This window comes from Micromonospora sp. NPDC048842 (genome assembly GCF_040649935.1).
In the GTDB taxonomy this organism is placed as follows: domain Bacteria; phylum Actinomycetota; class Actinomycetes; order Mycobacteriales; family Micromonosporaceae; genus Micromonospora; species Micromonospora hortensis.
On sequence record NZ_JBEZGK010000002.1, the window covers coordinates 56,758 to 72,613 of the forward strand.

General features: G+C 71.1%; 17 protein-coding genes. 9 read left to right on the forward strand and 8 right to left on the reverse strand.

Features of this window, described 5'->3' with window-relative positions; genetic code table 11:
- Window positions 1-2: 2 nt before the first annotated feature.
- Complete coding sequence (locus AB0C19_RS02735) at window positions 3-1,175, reverse strand: acetyl-CoA C-acyltransferase (RefSeq protein ID WP_357178418.1); 1,173 nt, start codon at window positions 1,173-1,175, stop codon at window positions 3-5.
- A 196-nt stretch (window positions 1,176-1,371) separates the two neighbouring features.
- On the opposite strand from AB0C19_RS02735, the gene AB0C19_RS02740 reads away from it, so the two are divergent.
- The gene (locus AB0C19_RS02740) at window positions 1,372-1,800 is read left to right on the forward strand and encodes a PH domain-containing protein (protein WP_357178421.1); all 429 of its coding nucleotides are present in this window, start codon (window positions 1,372-1,374) and stop codon (window positions 1,798-1,800) included.
- Here the strand turns inward: AB0C19_RS02740 and AB0C19_RS02745 are convergent.
- Together AB0C19_RS02745 and AB0C19_RS02750 are read right to left on the reverse strand one after the other, a co-directional pair.
- Complete coding sequence (locus AB0C19_RS02745; RefSeq protein ID WP_357178424.1) at window positions 1,793-2,704, reverse strand: rhomboid family intramembrane serine protease; 912 nt, start codon at window positions 2,702-2,704, stop codon at window positions 1,793-1,795. The two genes, AB0C19_RS02740 and AB0C19_RS02745, sit on opposite strands and share 8 nt — an antisense overlap.
- Before the next feature lie 94 nt (window positions 2,705-2,798).
- On the reverse strand, window positions 2,799-3,329 hold the full coding sequence (locus AB0C19_RS02750; RefSeq protein ID WP_238687540.1) for a peptidylprolyl isomerase: 531 nt from the start codon (window positions 3,327-3,329) through the stop codon (window positions 2,799-2,801).
- A gap of 84 nt (window positions 3,330-3,413) precedes the next feature.
- Between AB0C19_RS02750 and AB0C19_RS02755 the strand changes: the two genes are divergently transcribed.
- Window positions 3,414-4,190: a hypothetical protein gene (locus AB0C19_RS02755; RefSeq protein WP_238687541.1), complete on the forward strand. Its 777-nt coding sequence runs from the start codon at window positions 3,414-3,416 to the stop codon at window positions 4,188-4,190.
- A gap of 81 nt (window positions 4,191-4,271) precedes the next feature.
- Here the strand turns inward: AB0C19_RS02755 and corA are convergent, their stop codons facing one another.
- The 4 genes from corA to AB0C19_RS02775 form a co-directional block, all read right to left on the reverse strand.
- Window positions 4,272-5,426 (reverse strand): magnesium/cobalt transporter CorA, encoded by a 1,155-nt coding sequence (gene corA / locus AB0C19_RS02760; RefSeq protein ID WP_203119035.1) that lies wholly within the window; start codon window positions 5,424-5,426, stop codon window positions 4,272-4,274.
- A 323-nt stretch (window positions 5,427-5,749) separates the two neighbouring features.
- On the reverse strand, window positions 5,750-6,844 hold the full coding sequence (locus AB0C19_RS02765) for a PLP-dependent aminotransferase family protein (protein WP_357178429.1): 1,095 nt from the start codon (window positions 6,842-6,844) through the stop codon (window positions 5,750-5,752).
- Window positions 6,845-6,950: 106 nt separating this feature from the next.
- Entirely contained in the window at window positions 6,951-7,409 is a 459-nt protein-coding gene (locus tag AB0C19_RS02770; RefSeq protein WP_124770741.1) for an ester cyclase, read from the reverse strand.
- Between the two features lie 83 nt (window positions 7,410-7,492).
- Window positions 7,493-7,885 (reverse strand): CBS domain-containing protein, encoded by a 393-nt coding sequence (locus AB0C19_RS02775; protein ID WP_030487774.1) that lies wholly within the window; start codon window positions 7,883-7,885, stop codon window positions 7,493-7,495.
- Window positions 7,886-7,994: 109 nt separating this feature from the next.
- On the opposite strand from AB0C19_RS02775, the gene AB0C19_RS02780 reads away from it, so the two are divergent.
- From AB0C19_RS02780 to AB0C19_RS02800, 5 genes are all read left to right on the forward strand, one after another.
- Complete coding sequence (locus AB0C19_RS02780) at window positions 7,995-8,447, forward strand: NUDIX domain-containing protein (RefSeq protein WP_357178436.1); 453 nt, start codon at window positions 7,995-7,997, stop codon at window positions 8,445-8,447.
- Window positions 8,444-9,211 carry a hypothetical protein gene (locus AB0C19_RS02785; protein ID WP_357178439.1) on the forward strand — a complete coding sequence of 256 codons (768 nt, stop codon included), beginning with the start codon at window positions 8,444-8,446 and terminating at the stop codon, window positions 9,209-9,211. The genes AB0C19_RS02780 and AB0C19_RS02785 overlap by 4 nt, the downstream gene beginning before the upstream one ends.
- Window positions 9,212-9,289: 78 nt before the next feature.
- A complete protein-coding gene (locus AB0C19_RS02790) occupies window positions 9,290-10,021 on the forward strand; it encodes a phosphocholine cytidylyltransferase family protein (RefSeq protein ID WP_124854040.1) in 732 nt (243 codons plus the stop codon).
- Window positions 10,009-11,076 carry an iron-containing alcohol dehydrogenase family protein gene (locus AB0C19_RS02795; RefSeq protein WP_179781433.1) on the forward strand — a complete coding sequence of 356 codons (1,068 nt, stop codon included), beginning with the start codon at window positions 10,009-10,011 and terminating at the stop codon, window positions 11,074-11,076. The genes AB0C19_RS02790 and AB0C19_RS02795 overlap by 13 nt, the downstream gene beginning before the upstream one ends.
- Window positions 11,051-11,773, forward strand: a complete 723-nt coding sequence (locus AB0C19_RS02800) for a CDP-alcohol phosphatidyltransferase family protein (RefSeq protein WP_357178443.1) — start codon at window positions 11,051-11,053, stop codon at window positions 11,771-11,773. Before AB0C19_RS02795 ends, AB0C19_RS02800 begins: the two co-directional genes overlap by 26 nt.
- Window positions 11,774-11,806: 33 nt before the next feature.
- Here the strand turns inward: AB0C19_RS02800 and AB0C19_RS02805 are convergent, their stop codons facing one another.
- Window positions 11,807-13,075 carry a glycosyltransferase gene (locus tag AB0C19_RS02805; RefSeq protein ID WP_357178446.1) on the reverse strand — a complete coding sequence of 423 codons (1,269 nt, stop codon included), beginning with the start codon at window positions 13,073-13,075 and terminating at the stop codon, window positions 11,807-11,809.
- A gap of 80 nt (window positions 13,076-13,155) precedes the next feature.
- Between AB0C19_RS02805 and AB0C19_RS02810 the strand changes: the two genes are divergently transcribed.
- Together AB0C19_RS02810 and AB0C19_RS02815 are read left to right on the forward strand one after the other, a co-directional pair.
- Complete coding sequence (locus AB0C19_RS02810; protein ID WP_357178449.1) at window positions 13,156-14,016, forward strand: DNA-formamidopyrimidine glycosylase family protein; 861 nt, start codon at window positions 13,156-13,158, stop codon at window positions 14,014-14,016.
- A 264-nt stretch (window positions 14,017-14,280) separates the two neighbouring features.
- Window positions 14,281-15,852, forward strand: coding sequence for a sugar transferase (locus AB0C19_RS02815; protein WP_357179465.1), 1,572 nt, complete (start codon window positions 14,281-14,283; stop codon window positions 15,850-15,852).
- Window positions 15,853-15,856: the final 4 nt, after the last annotated feature.

Below are 15,856 nucleotides of genomic sequence, written 5' to 3' on the forward strand. Positions count from 1 at the left end.
CGTCAGACCAGCTCGACGATTGTGGCGTTGGCCATGCCGCCGCCCTCGCACATGGTCTGCAGGCCGTAGCGGATGCCGTTGTCCCGCATGTGCTGGAGCATGGTGGTCATGATCCGGGCGCCGGAGCCACCGAGCGGGTGGCCGAGGGCGATCGCCCCGCCGCGCGGGTTGAGCCGCTCCGGGTCCGCCTCGGTCTCGGCCAGCCAGGCCAGCGGCACCGGGGCGAAAGCCTCGTTCACCTCGTACACCCCGATCTCCTCGATGCCCAGCCCCGCGCGGCGCAGCGCCTTCGCGGTGGCCGGGATGGGCGCTGTGAGCATGGCGACCGGGTCGTCGGCGGCGACCACGGCGGTGTGGATCCGAGCCAACGGGCGCAGGCCGTGTCGGCTGGCCCAGTCGGACGTGGTCACCGCGAGGGCCGCGGCGCCGTCGGAGATCTGGGACGCGGAACCGGCGGTCACCACGCCGTCGGCGCGGAACGGGGTGGCCAGCTCACCCAGCTTCTCCAGGGAGGTCTCCCGGCGGATGCCCTCGTCTGCGGCGAACTTCCCACCGTCGGCGAGCGGCACCGCTGCCAGCTCCGGGTCGAACGCGCCAGCGTCCTGCGCGGCTGCCGCCTTCTCGTGGCTGGCCAGCGCGAACTCGTCCAGTTGGGTGCGCGAGAGGCGCCACCGTTGGGCGATCAGCTCGGCCCCGACCCCCTGGTTGAACGGCAGCGGCGCGTCGTCGGCGAAGCCCTCGACGCCCCGGTAACGGGCGCGAAGCTGGTCACTGAAGGGCATGCCGCCGGCCACGCTGGAACCCATCGGCACCCGGGTCATCGACTCCACGCCGCCGGCGACCACCAGGTCGGCCTGACCGGAGAGCACAGTCGCGGCGGCGAAGTGCAGGGCCTGCTGGCTGGAGCCGCACTGGCGATCCAGTGTGGTGCCGGGCACCGTCTCGGGCCACCCGGCGGCGAGCACGCCGTTGCGGGCGATGTTCCACGACTGCTCACCGACCTGGGACACGCAGCCCCAGAAGACGTCGTCGACCTGGGCCGGGTCGAGCCCGGTGCGCTCGGCGAGGGCGCGCAGCACGTGCGCCGAGAGGTCGACCGGGTGGACGCTGGCGAGGCTGCCCTTGCGCCGCCCGACCGGGGTACGTACCGCGCCGACGATGACCGCGTCACTCATGTTTACTCCCCGGTAACTTGGGCTGCCCCGATCCTACGTCGTCCGGCGCCCACGGCACCGCCCCCAGGCCCTCCCGCGTCGATCATGGAGTAGTGGCGGGTAGAAGTTTCCACTTCGCACGATATGGGGGGCACCACAACTCCATGATCGACCCGCGCGAGGCTACGATCCGGCGGACCGCTGGCATGCTGGGCGGGTGGATGAGATCTCCCCGAACCGGCAGTGGCGGGTCCCGGCAAGCCTGCCGGCGGCAAAACTCGCCGGTGCGGTTCTGCTGATCGCGCTCGGGTTGCTCCTCGCCGACGGCGACGCGGTCCGGCTGGTGCTGGCCATTCTGGCCGCCGCCGTCCTGGTCGGCTGGGCGGTACGCGACCTGGTCGCACCGGTCCGGTTGGCGGTGGATCCGACCGGACTCACCGTCATCCACGGGTTCGCCGGCCGCCGGCTGCTGCCCTGGACGACCATCGAGGCGATCACGGTGGATCGTCGACCGCGGTTGGGGCTGACGTCCGAGGTTCTGGAGATCGACGCTGGCGAGTCGCTGCACCTCTTCGGCCGATTTGAGCTGGACACCACCCCGGAGGAGGTCGCCGCCGCGCTGCGGGCCGCCCGCCCGGTTACGTGAGCAACTGGGCAGTCCGGAAGAGCACCAGCGCGAGCAGAATCAGCAGGATCAGCGCCCCACCGGTGACCTGCACGAGCGTGCGCCGACCACGCGGCGCGTACGCGAGCACCAACGCCATCAACGCGCCGACCACAAGGCCGCCCAGGTGCCCGGGGATCGAGATGCCCGGCACGGCCAGCGTGAACACCAGGTTGATCACCAGGATCGGAATGATCCGGGAGATGTCCCGGCCCAACTTGCGCTCGATGATGATCAGCGCGGCGAACAGACCGAACACGGCCGTCGACGCGCCGACGGTGGCCGCCCGCGGGCTGCTGAACAGGTAGGCGGCCACGTTGCCGCCGAGGCCCGCGATCAGGTAGAGCGCGGCGAACCGCACCCGCCCGAGGTTGGCCTCCAACGACCGGCCGAGCACCCACAGCGCCCACATGTTGAGCAGCAGGTGGAGCACGCCGTAGTGCAGGAACATCGCCGTGACCAGCCGGTACCACTGGCCCTCGGCGATCCCGCCGAGCGTGTAGTCGGAGAGGTAGGCCCGGCCGAGCACCGCACCCCACTCGGTCAGCGGCGTGCTGCCACCCATCAGGCCGCCGAAGCCGGAGCCACCCACAGCCGCGTCCCCACCCCGCGCGGAGGCGATGGACACCAGCAGGAACAGCACGTTCACGGCGATCAGCGCCTTGGTGACATAGCCGTGCCGGCCGGCCGTACCGCCGCCGAAGGCGGTACGCGCCGGCCGGACACTGCGACGTCCCTCGTTGACGCATTCCGGGCACTGGTGCCCGACCGCGGCATCCCGCATGCAGTCCGGGCAGATCGGCCGGTCACAGCGGGAGCACCGGACGTAGGTCTCCCGGCCGGGGTGCCGGTAGCAGACCGGGGTGGTCGGCGGAGACTCGCTCACCGGGCCGACCCTCCGTCCAACACCACACGGTCTGCTGGCACCGGCCGTGCTCCGGAGCGCTCAATCATGCGAGCAAAGGTACCTCGCCAGTCGCTCAGGAAGCGGACCGCTCGATCTCGACCCGCTCGATGACGACGTCCTGGAGCGGACGGTCGCTCGGACCGGTCGGGGTGCTCGCGATCGAATCCACGATCTTCACCGACTGCTCGTCGGCGACCTGGCCGAAGATGGTGTGCCGGTTGTTGAGGTGCGGCGTCTGGGACACCGTGATGAAGAACTGCGAACCGTTGGTGCCCGGTCCGGCGTTCGCCATCGCCAGCAGGTACGGACGGTCGAACCGCAGCTCCGGGTGGAACTCGTCGGCGAACTTGTAGCCCGGTCCGCCCCGGCCGGTGCCGGTCGGGTCGCCCATCTGGACCATGAAACCGCTGATCACCCGGTGCGAGATGGTGCCGTCGTAGTACGGACCACTGCCCGGCTGACCGGTGCGCGGGTCGGTGTACTCACGGTTGCCCTCGGCCAGGTCGACGAAGTTGCGGACGGTCTTCGGCGCGTGGTTGGGGAAGAGCTCCAGCCGGATCGGGCCAGCGTTGGTGTGCAGGGTGGCGTAGATAGCCTCGGCCACGGGTACTCCTCACTCGTTGGTCAGTTCCATGCGGATCCTCCCATGTGCCCGATCTGGCATCGCGGAGGCATCCGAAGGTGGAGGATGACGAAGGAACAACTCCCAGGAGGTAGGACCGTGTTTGGATTCGGGCGGCGTAAGTCCCAGGGGCAGCTGGCAAAGGCCGAGCTGAACCAGAGCATCAGCCACCTGATGCTGGCAGCCAACCACGCCGCGAAGGGCGCCGGCGCGACCGTCGGCCCGCGGGTCCAGGTGGCCCGGGGTTACGTCGCACCGACCGCCGCGAAGGTACGCGACCGCGCGTCGACCGGCTGGGGGACGACTCTCACCACGCTGGCACCGCTGGCGGCGGCTGCTCGTGACGGCGCCGCGCAGGCAGGGCCGCTGACCAGGAAGGCCAAGTCGAAGACCATGCGGATCACCGGTAAGAAGAAGCAGCCGCGTCGTCGCGGCTCGATGATGACCGGCCTGTTGGCGGCGGGTGCCATCGCCGGCGTGGCCGGCGCTGTCGCGCTGCGTCGCCGCCGGGAGCAGCAGGAGTGGGCCGAGTACGACCCGACCCGCAGCACCCTGGAGCCGATGCGCGACGAGGTCGACTCGATCGAGGTACGTACGCCGTCCGCCGCCCGAGGGTCCGACGGGTCCGCCATGTCCGGCGCGGCGATGACCGGCGCGGGCAGCTCGGCGGTGGCCGGCGGCTCCAGCGCCAGCACCACCGCCCCGGCCAAGCAGACCGGTGTCCGCCCGACCGACAAGGTCCCGTCGGTCGCCGAGGGCGCCACCGACGTCTCCGGTCGGCCGACCGACGACCTCACCAAGGCGCTGGGCAAGGACACCGCCCGCACCAACGGCCGCCGCTGACGTCAACAGCAGCGCATCGGGCGCCGGCGAGTGGGTCCACCCACTCGTCGGCGCTTTCGCGTGCGCGGCGCTATCGCAGGATCAGAGCCAGCCGTTGCGGCGGAACCAGCGGTAGAGGGCCAGCGAGACGCCGAGCATGAGGGCCAACACCACCGGATAGCCGTAGGTCATCTTCAGCTCGGGCATGTTGTCGAAGTTCATCCCGTAGATGCCGGCGATGGCGGTCCAGACCGCGGCGATACCGGCCCAGGCAGCGATCTTGCGCATGTCGTTGTTCTGGTCGACCGTGACCTGGGCCAGCCGCGCCTGGAGGATCGAGTTCAGCAGGTCGTCGTAGGAGTTCACCTGCTCCACGGTGCGGCTCAGGTGGTCCTGTACGTCCCGGAAGTACTTGCGGATCTCCTTGGGCACGTCCCGGTTGACCTGGGAGGTCAGCGTCATCAGCGGCCGCTGCAACGGCACCACCGCCCGCTTGAACTCCACCAGCTCCCGCTTCATCTGGTAGATCCGCTGGATCCGCCCGTGGCCGTGCCGGTCGAAGACCTCGGCCTCCAGCATGTCCAGGTCGTCCTCGATCTGGTCGGCCACCTCCAGATAGAGGTCGACCACCCGGTCGGTCACCCCGTACGCCACAGCCCACGGGCCGTGCAGCAGCAACTCCTGCTTGGTCTCCAGGTCGGCGCGGATCGGGGCGAGCCGGCAGGCATCGCCGTGCCGGACGCTGATCACGAAGTTCGGGCCGATGAAGAGCATCACCTGCCCGGTCTCCACCACCTCGGAGTTCTCGGTCAGCTCGGTGTGCTCGCAGTAGCGGGCGGTGCGCAGCACCAGGAAGACGACGTCGCCGAACCGCTCCAGCTTGGGGCGCTGCTCGGCCTTGACCGCGTCCTCGACCGCCAGCTCGTGCAGGCCGTACGTCTCCGCGATGGCGGTCATCTCGGCCAGCTCCGGCTGGTGCAGACCGATCCAGACGAAGCCGTGCTCCTCGCGGCGGGCAGCGGCCAACGCCTCCGCGTAGGTCCAGTCGCCGGGCTGCCGCTTGCCGTCGACGTAGAGCGCGCAGTCGACCACAGCGCTGCGACCGGTGCCCGTGCCCGTCGGGGCCGGCACGGGCGGCGAGCCGTCGGCGTTGAGGATCCGGGTCATCGCCCGGACCGGGGAGGGCCACGCCCGAGGTCGTAACACCCGACCGGTGGTCGACGGTGCCGTCCGGTCCCGCTCTGTCCGATCCGTCATCGCGTCACCTCCCGCGCTCGGCTGCGGCTTGCAGGCTACGCCGATCGCGGTCGAGGACCGGTGTGACGGCGGTCGCGTGGGGGCGGCGCCGGGCGGGCCGGGCCGCATCGGGGGGTGTGCGGGGGACGACACGGCCCACCCGGCACCTGTGGGGGCGGGAGGTTGTGCTGCCGCGTCAACCCGGCGGGGCCGGCCCGGAGGCCGGGCGGTGTGTCTCCGCAGCTGGCGGGGTGACGCTCGCAGCATTGTGGGCCAGCCGGCCGCCCGGAGGGGAGCCCCGGGACGGCCGGCATCGTCGTTCTGTCAGGAACCCGACAGTTACGTCAGCTGCGGACGGCCTCGACGGCCGAGGCGAGCCGCCGGACACCCTCGTCGATCTTGTCGGCGGTCACCGCCGAGAAGGCCAGTCGGAGAGCGTGCCGCCCGCCGTCCAGCACGAAGTCACTGCCCTTGACCACGGCGACCCCACGCTCGGCCGCCGCCGGGGCGAGCCGGTCGACAAGCACGTCCTCCGGGAACTCCACCCAGAGGAAGTAGCCTCCGTCGGGCTCCACGAACCGAGCCTGCGGCAGGTGCCGGCGCAACGACTCGGCGAGCACCTGGGCCCGCTCGCCCAGCGCCGCCCGGACCGTCTCGATCGAGCGGTCGATGTCACCGGAGACGCAGAACTGGTGCACGATCGCCTGGGACACCATCCCGGGGGAGATGTAGAGGCTCGTCGCGTTCTTCGCGATGGAGGCGATCAGGTCGGCCGGGCCGACCAGGTAACCGACCCGCACACCCGGGCAGACCGTCTTGGTGAAGCTCGACGCGTGCACCACCACGTTGCGGGTGTCCAGCGAGAGCATCGACGGCAGCGCCTCACCACGGAAGCGGATGTCCGCGTACGGGTCGTCCTCGAAGATCGTGAACTCGTACTCGGCGGCCAGGTCGAGGAGCTCCCGGCGCTTCTCCAGGGACAGCGTCATGCCGGCCGGGTTCTGGTAGTTGGGGATGACGTGCGCGAGCCGGGGGCGGACCCCGGACTCCAGCAGCTTGCGCAGCTCGGCAGTGTCCAGGCCATCCGGCTGGACGGCGATGCCGTGCAGCTCACTGCCCATCCGCTGGAGGTTCAGCAGCGTCCGGTCGTACGTCGGGCGCTCCACCACCACCGCGTCGCCGGGGCGGACCAGGTGGTCGAAGAGGAATGCGTCGGCCTGAAGCGACCCATTGGTGACCAGCACCTGGTCGGCCTCGACCCCGTGCTTCTCGGCGATCCACTTTCGCAGCGGAAGGTACCCGACGGAGGTGCCGTACGCCGTCACCCCAGCGGGGTCGGCGTCGAAGGCGCGGACGGCGGCGGCCTTGAGCCCCTCGACATCGACGATGTCCAGCGAGGGAGCCCCACGGGCAAAGGAGATCAACTGCTCGGCGGTCATGGATGTTGAGCGTACGGGCGGCGGCGGGGGACGCGCGGTCGGCACGGCGATGTCCGCATCCTGAGCCACCGGGTCGGGTGACCCCACTGGGCCGGTCGGCGGCAGATCAGACCGGAAGGGCGAGCGCGTCGTGCTGCGCGGCCCGGGAAAGTCCCTCCAGCTGCACGCCGAGCGCGTCGAGGAGCTGACTCCAGTCGAAGTAGGAGCGCCAGGCGGTGATCCGACCCTTGCGGGCCCGGACCACGTCGGCCACCTCCCAGCTCACCAGCCGGCCGGTGGGCGCGACGGTGCCGTACGGCGAATGCAGGGTGCCGGTGTGGGTGCCGGTCAGCCGCAGCTCGACGGCGGCGCCACCGCCCGTGCGGACCGCGCCCATCGGGTCGACCCGCAGATCCGGAAAGGCGCCGGTCCAGGTACGCAGCAGCGCGGGCAGCTCGATCGGACGGACCGTCACGCCCGGCATGGCGTAGAACGCCTCCGGGGCGTAGAGATCCGGCAACCGGGCCACGTCCCGACGCAGGAGCATGGCGTACTGCTGCTCGACCAGCCGCTCCGCGTCGCGCATCGGGACCTCCCCCACGGGCCACGGCATCTCCGCGCCCGCAAGGGATGTCTACCCATCGCTCCGGCCCCGCACACCACAGTCGGTCAGGTAGTGGCGACCGCCTGGCTCTCCGACCAGACCCGCATGATGTCCCGCACGGAGATCACGCCGGCCACCTCCCGGCCGTCCAGCACCACCAGGTGCCGGAATCCGCCCCGGGCCATCGCGGCGGCGGCCTCGGCCACCGTCCACTCCGGCCCCGCGTAGACCACGTCCCAGGTCAGGTGGGCGCCGGTGCGTTCCACGTCGCAGTCGAGGCCGGCGCCGATGGCCTTCAACACGTCACGTTCGGTCATGATCCCCACGCCCTCGGAATCCGGGTCGATCACGACCGCCGACCCGACACCGCGGGCCGACATCATCCGGGCCGCCTGGCGGAGCGTGTGCTCCGGACCGACGACGAGGACCTGGCTGGACATCGCATCCCGTACCTGCATCACACATCACCCCTTTGGGACGGTGGCATTCGGTACGGACATGGTGGTCGGTGGATGTTTCCGGGACAAGAGCGGCATCGCACAAGCTGCGGACGCTGGCTACTGTCGGATGGTGTCCACCGAGCCCCTGCGCTGCGCCGGCGCGCTGATCGTCGACCATGACGGCCGCATCTTCTTTCAGCGCCGCTCACCACACCGACGCCTGTTTCCCAACTGTTGGGACATCGTCGGTGGCCACGTGGAGCCGGGCGAGGACATCGACGAGGCACTGCGCCGGGAGATCACCGAGGAGACCGGCTGGGTCCTCTCCCACGTCCTGGGGCAGGTGGGCGAGTACAGCTACGTCGGCGACGACGGCCTGACCCGGACCGAGTACGACTTCCTGGTCCGCGTCGACGGTGACCTCGACCGCCCGATGCTCGAGGCCGGCAAGCACACCGAGTACCGCTGGCTGGCCGAGCACGAGGTGACAGTGCTCGACGAGCACCGCGACGTCAACGACGGGCTGATCCGGCGGATCGCGGAGGAGGGCTTCGCCGTCCTGCGGTCGATCGGTCTGTGAACGCCGTCGAACTCGCGCCCCACCGGATCGCCGGGCTGCTCGCACCGGCAGTGGACCGGACCTTCCGCGCCGGCATCCTGGCCGGCCGCGACGGTGGTGGCGCCGAGTTGTCCCAGCGCTACGGCGGAGTCACCGCCACTGGCTTCCTGGTCGACCTGCGCACCCGGCTGGCCGCACCCGGTGGCACCGTCGACGGGCCCGGCTTCGCGGCGATCACCCGCTACCAGGACCCGGTCGCCTGCCGGCGGACTGTGGACAAGCAGGTGGCCCACGGGATGATCTACCGCGGCACGGACGGCGCCCTGTCCGCCACCGAGCGGGGCGCCGCCTTCCTCGCCGAGCTGTACCAGGTGCACGCCGAGGTCACCGAGGAGTTGTGGGCCGGCCACGACGACCGGGTGGCACGGCTGGTGGCCATGCTCGGCCGACTGCTGTCGTACGCCCTGGTGCTGGCCGACGAGGAGGCGAACCCGGTCGCCTCCTCCTTCGCCGCGCTGGCGCCCCCCTACGAGCCGGACGGCACCCCGTCGGGCGTGCTGCTGCTCAACCGGCTCAGCACCCTGCGACACCACCGGGCCGACGCGCACGCCGCCGCCTGGACCGCCGCCGGGCACACCGCGTCGAGCATCGCCGCCCTGCCAGCCGGTCCCGAGCGGCTCGCCATCGAGTTGGAGACCGACCGGCGGGCCGCCGGCCCGTACGCCGTGCTCAGCGCGGAGGAGCGCCTGATGATGCTCGCCGACCTGGCGGCCTTGCCCGGCTGACCCGGTTGGCCGGAGCGGCGCACCCGGCCGGCGCTATCCTCCACCGGTGACGGGAGCAGGACTAGGGAGGATGTCGCGATGATCGGAATGGTGCTCGCGGCCGGAGCGGGACGACGGCTGCGCCCGTACACCGACACCCTGCCCAAGGCGTTGGTGCCGGTGGACGGCGAGACGACGATCCTGGACATCGCGCTGGGCAACCTCGCCGAGGTCGGGCTCACCGACATCGTGATCGTCGTCGGCTACGCGGCGGACGCGGTCCGCGAGCGGCAGGCCGACCTGGAGAAGCGGTACGGGGTCACGCTCACCCTTGTGCACAACGACAAGGCCGAGGAGTGGAACAACGCCTACTCGCTCTGGCTCGCGCGGGAGTACTTCGCGCGCGGGGTGCTGCTTGTCAACGGGGACACAGTGCACCCGGTGAGCGTGGAGAAGACCCTGCTCGCCGAGCGTGGCCCGGGCATCCTGCTGGCCGTGGACACCCTCAAGCCGCTGGCCGAGGAGGAGATGAAGACCACCTTCGACGCCGCCGGCCAGCTCACCCGGATCACCAAGATCATGGACCCGGGCGAGGCGTACGGGGAGTACATCGGCGCGACGCTGATCGAGCCGCAGGTCGCCGACGCGCTCGCCGACGCGCTGGAGGCGACCTGGCGACGGGACCCGAACCTCTACTACGAGGACGGCTACCAGGAGTTCTCCGACCGGGGCGGGGAGGTGCGGGCGGCGCCGATCGGTGACGTCCCGTGGGTCGAGGTCGACAACCACGCCGACCTGGCCCGCGCGCGGGAGATCGCGTGCCTCTACTAGCTCGGAGCGTCCTCACCCCGCTGCACATCGACGTGCGACGCGGGGCGGTCGCCGACCTGGGCGCGATCCTGGCCGACGGGCGGATCTCCTCCGGGGGCGACGTCGCTGTGGTTGTCGGCCCGGGTCAGGGTGCCCAGATCGCTGAGCTGATCCGACCGTCGCTGCGTTCGGCGGACGTGTTCACCGTCTCCGGCGGGACGCTGGACGCCGCCGACGACCTGGGCGGCAAACTCCGCGCCCGGTCCTACGACGCGGTGGTCGGCATCGGCGGCGGCAAGACCATCGACGTGGCCAAGTACGCGGCGACCCGCCGAGGGCTGCCGATGGTGTCGGTGGCGACCAGCCTCGCCAACGACGGGATCGCCTCCCCGGTGGCCAGCCTGATCACCGACGGGATCAAGGGCTCCTACGGCGTACACATTCCGATCGGTGTGATCGTCGACCTGGACTTCGTGGAGAGCGGCCCGGACCGGCACAACCGGGCCGGCATCGGCGACGTGATCAGCAACATCAGCGCGCTTGCCGACTGGGAGCTGTCCCGACAGGTACGCGGTGAGCCGGTCGACGGGCTGGCCGCCTCGCTCTCGCGGGCCGGCGCCGAAGCGGTGCTCAACCACCCCGGCGACATGAGCGACGACGCCTTCGTGATCGTCCTCGCCGAAGCGTTGATCTCCAGCGGCCTGGCGATGGCTGTCGACGGCACCAGCCGTCCGTGCAGCGGCGGCTGCCACGAGATCATGCACGCTGTCGACTCGCTCTTTCCGGGGACCGCCTCGCACGGCGAGCTGGCCGGGCTGGGTGCGCTGTTCTGCACCTGGCTACGCGGAGATCTCCGCCGCTTCGGGGAGATGTCGGCCTGCCTCGCCCGGCACGGTCTGCCCCGGCTCCCCGCCGAGGTGGCGCTCACCGACGACCAGTTCATCGAGGCGGTGCAGTTCGCGCCGCGTACCCGGCCGGACCGGTACACCATCCTCGAACACCTGGCACTGTCGCCTACCGAGACCCGGGAGCGGCTGGCAGACTACGCCGGTGCAATCCGCGACCAGCTTGGCTGACCCCCGTCCCACCGTCGCCGACTTCCACCGGGTGAACCGGGGCGGCGGCCTGTTCAGCGAGTCGATCAGCCAGTGGCTGGGGGCCGTGTTCGCGCTCGTCGCCCAGCGGCTCGGGCTGCGACCGACAGCGTTGACTATCACCAACCTGGTGCTCGGGCTGGCCACCTCGGTCACCGTGGTGGCGCTCGCCGGCCCGGTCGCCGCCGGGGACGTACCGGCCTGGGTGGTCGGCCTGCTCGCCCTGGTCGGCTGGCAGGTGGCGTACTCCCTGGACTGCGCGGACGGGCAGCTGGCCCGGGTGACCGGCCAGGGCAGCGCGGCCGGCGCGCGCGTCGACGTGCTCTGCGACGTGGCCGCGCAGATCGCCCTGGTGGCAGCGCTGGGCGCCACCGCCGTGGCGCAGGAGCCGGGCACGCCGACCTGGCTCGTGGCGACCTTCGCGGGCACCTGGATGGTCAACCTGGTGACGTCGGTGATGCAGGCCGGCCCGAACGCGGCCAGCATGGTCACCTCGACCTCGCTGCCGGTGCGCCTGGTGAAGCTGGTCCGCGACTACGGCGCGGTGATCTTCGTGGCCGCCGTGGTGCTCGCCGTGGCCCCCGCGCTGGTCCTCTGGGTGATGGTCGCCTTCACCATCGTCAACGGGGGCTTCCTGCTGGCCAGCATCGCCTTCTCCGCCCGCGCCTCCCTCCGCTGACCCCCGCCCCCGCGCGACCTTCAGGCTCGCCGATCATGGAGTAGGGGTCCGGGCCAGGCCCGCGTAGATGTCGATGAGTCGCTTGGTGACCACGTCGGGGTGGAAGGTGCGCTCGTAGCGGGCGCGGGCTCCCAGGGTGAGCCCGGACGCACCGGCGCGGGCGACCGGCAGGGCGGCCGCGAGCGCGGCCGGTTCCGGGGCGACCACCCAACCGGCCTCGCCCAGACCGATCCCCGCCGGCATGGCTGACCCGCCGCCGCCCCCGGCGACAGCGGAGGCGATCTCGGCGGGCCCGGTGCCGGCGGGCTCGTGCGGAGCGTCGGCACCGACCAGGTACGGAATGCCGCCCAACGCCGTCCCGAGCACGGGTCGGCCGTTCGCCAACGCCTCGATGATCACGGTGGGCAGCACGTCGTGCCACATCGCGGCGGCGATCACCACAGCGCTCGCCTCGACCGCGGCCTGCACGCCGGCCCGGTCGAGCTGACCGAGGTAGACCACGTCGGGTCGCTCGGCGGCGGCTGCCTCCACGAGCGGGCGCAGCTCGCCGTCACCGGCCACCCGCAGCGTGCCCAGCGAACCCACCGGGTGCCGACGCCAGGCGTCCAGCAGCAGGTCGACGCCCTTCTCCGGGGAGAGCCGGGCCATGTAGAGGAACCCGTCACCCAGCGGCGCCGGCCGACCGGGATCGGGGACGGAGTTCGGCTTCACCACGATGCGTTCGTCGGGAATGCCGTAGTCGCGGAGGTGATCGGCGATGGCCGAGGTGAGCGCGATGTACCGGTCCACCGAGCGCCAGGTGCCCCGGTGCACGGCCAGGGTGGTCGCCATCAGCGCGCTCTGCACCGCCGAGTCGCGGTAGCAGCGGTGCTTGATCGCGGGCACACCCAACGCCCGACCCTTGCAGTCCTGACAGATCACGCCGTCGCGGAAGTAGATCCCCGACGAGCAGACCTGACGGTAGTTGTGCACCGTCTGCACCACCGGCACGCCGTGCCGGTGCGCGGTCCGCACCACCCAGGGCGAAATCAGGGGGTACGGGTTGTGCAGGTGCAGAACGTCCGGTCGGTGCTCGGTGAGCAGCCGGCTCAGGTCGTGCTGGGCGCGCGGTGCCCAGATCGGCGAGATCGGCAGCAGCGCCTTCGCCGACTTCGACATCGACGGGATCTCGTCCGAACTGCGGATGAAGGGCAGCACTTCGACGCCAGCGGCGGTGAGCTGGGCGATCTCCGAGTCGACGATCGTGTTCTCACCGGAGGGCTGGGCTTCCCGGTACCGGTTGTGTGCCACCACGATTCTCACGGAGCTTGCCTCTCGTTCGCGATTGCGGGACTCGCAAGCTCATTCCTCACGCTCACGGGAAAGAAGGCTACCGTTGTGTCGTGCCCGAACTACCGGAGGTTGAGGCGCTCGCGGGTTACCTGCGTCAGCGCGCGGTGGGGCGGCGCGTCGATCGGCTGGAGATCGCCGCGATCAGCGCCCTAAAGACGTACGAGCCGGCGCCGACCGAGGTCGCCGGCCGGGCGGTTGTCGACGCCAGTCGGCACGGAAAGTTCCTCGACGTCCTCTTCGAGGGCAGCCTGCACCTGGTGGTGCATTTGGCGCGAGCGGGCTGGCTGCACTACCGGGAGGCGTTCCCCGCCACCACCCCGCTGCGTCCGGGCAAGGGCCCGATCGCGGTGCGGGTACGCCTGGACGACGGTTCCGGCTTCGATCTCACCGAGGCCGGCACCCAGAAGAAGCTGGCCGCGTATCTGGTCACCGACCTCGCGACGGTCCCCGGTGTGGCCAAGCTGGGCCCGGACGCGCTCGCCGCGGATCTGCCTCTCTTCGCCGAGCGGCTGCGGAGCAGGCGGGGGCAGGTCAAGGGGGTGCTGACCGACCAGTCGGTGCTGTCCGGGGTGGGCAACGCGTACTCCGACGAGATCCTGCACGCCGCGAAGCTGTCCCCGTTCGCGATCACCGATCGGCTCACCGACGCCCAGATCGCCACTTTGCACGCCGCCACCCGACAGGTCCTCGGCGACGCGGTCGAGCGGTCCCTCGGTCAGCGGGCCGCGGAGCTGAAGGGCGAGAAGCGCTCCGGGCTGAAGGTGCACGCCCGCACCGGGCTGCCCTGCCCGGTCTGCGGTGACACTGTGCGCGAGGTGTCGTTCGCCGACTCCAGCCTCCAGTACTGCCCCACCTGCCAGACCGGCGGCAAGCCGCTCGCTGACCGTCGGTTGTCTCGCCTCGTACGGTGAGTAATGGCACTTCAGGGCTACGGAGCGGAATCTCCCTCAGTGAGCGGAAGCTCCGGTCCGCCCTTCTCGCCACGCGCGCATCCATCGGTATAGTGGCCCGGTCCCCGGCTTCTGAAATGGTGCGGAGCCGGCCAGATCCCGCCAGCACCGTCGGTCGCCAATCTCCTTCGGGGCGACGACCGGTCGGAGCCAGCGTGGGAGACTGGGACGGTGGGCGACCCGGGCCTTCACGCCGAGTGAGCGGCCCGTGTCATGCGGGAGGACATGGGTGAGGTGACGGCAAGCCTCCAGCGCCCGGTAACCAACGAAGGCCGGAGCAGACTCGTGCGGCACGTCGACAGCTTCGAGATCCAGCCGCCGACGCCGCCGTCCCACAACGGCGTCCCTCGGTCGGCTTGGACGAGGGCGCGACGCCGTGTCTCCCGCTGGCACCGCCCCTACATCGCGATCCTGCTGCTGCTCGACTTCGGCGCCGCGGCGTTCGCCAGCTGGATCGCGATCCAGCTCTTCGACCAGGCTGCCTCCGGGTTCTCCGGCACCCAGCAGGACCCGACGTGGTTCCACACCGTCTCCTACCTGCTGCTCCCGCTCGGCTGGGTGGTGATCCTCTGGAGCAACCGGGCCTACGACCGGCGCTACCTGGGGCTCGGCCCGGACGAGTTCAAGCGGGTGATCCGGGCATCGGTGACGGTGGCCGCGAGCGTCTCCTTCCTCGCCTTCTCTACTGTCACCCAGCTCTCCCGGTTCACAGTCGGCACGGCGCTGGTCGGCGCGACGCTGTTGATCCTGTGGGGCCGTTTCGTGGCCCGGTGGGCGCTGCACTACATCCGGCGGCGGGCCGGCCAGGCCGCTCACCGGATGGTGCTGGTCGGCACCCTGCCCGAATGCCTGGAGGTCTACGCGGCGGTCACCCGCAGCCCGGCCGCCGGGCTGATGCCCGTCGCCATCCACATCACCGACGGGTACGCGGCGGCCCGAGGCATGCCGACCCCGGTTCCGGTGTACGCCGGACGCGACGTCCTGGCCCTGGTCCGTGAGGTCGGTGGGGACACGATCGCCGTCTGCGGGTCGGCCAGCGCGGAGCCGGGCGAGTTGCGCCGTCTGGCCTGGCAGTTGGAGGGCTCCGGCGTCGATTTGGTGGTCGCCCCGCAGCTCACCGACATCGCCGGCCCTCGGGTGCACATCCGGCCGATCGAGGGTCTGCCGCTGCTGCACGTCGAGGAGCCGACCCTCTCCGGGCCGGCGCTGCTGGCGAAGAACCTGATGGACCGGGTCGCCGCTGGTCTCGGCCTGCTGCTGCTGGTTCCGCTCTTCCTGGCCATCGCCGTGGCGATCCGGATCTCCGACCCCGGGCCGGTCTTCTTCCGCCAGCCCCGGGTGGGGCACGAGGGGCGCACGTTCCGGGTGTGGAAGTTCCGGACAATGTACGTCAACGCCGAGGACCGGCTGGCCAGCCTTGTCGATCGGAACGAGACCGACGGCATGCTGTTCAAGATGAAGGAGGACCCGCGGGTCTTCCCGGTCGGTCGCTTCCTGCGGGCCACGTCGCTGGACGAGCTGCCGCAGCTGATCAACGTGCTGTGGGGCGAGATGTCGCTGGTCGGGCCCCGCCCGCTACCGGCCGACGACGGCGACTTCCTGGGTGACGTGCGGCGCCGACTGTTGGTCCGCCCCGGCATGACCGGGCTGTGGCAGGTCTCCGGCCGCTCCGATTTGTCCTGGGACGAGTCGGTCCGACTGGACCTCTACTACGTCGACAACTGGTCGCTCGCGTACGACCTGAGCATCCTGTGGCGCACCGTCGGGGTGGTGCTCGCCCGCAAGGGCGCGTACTAGAGGG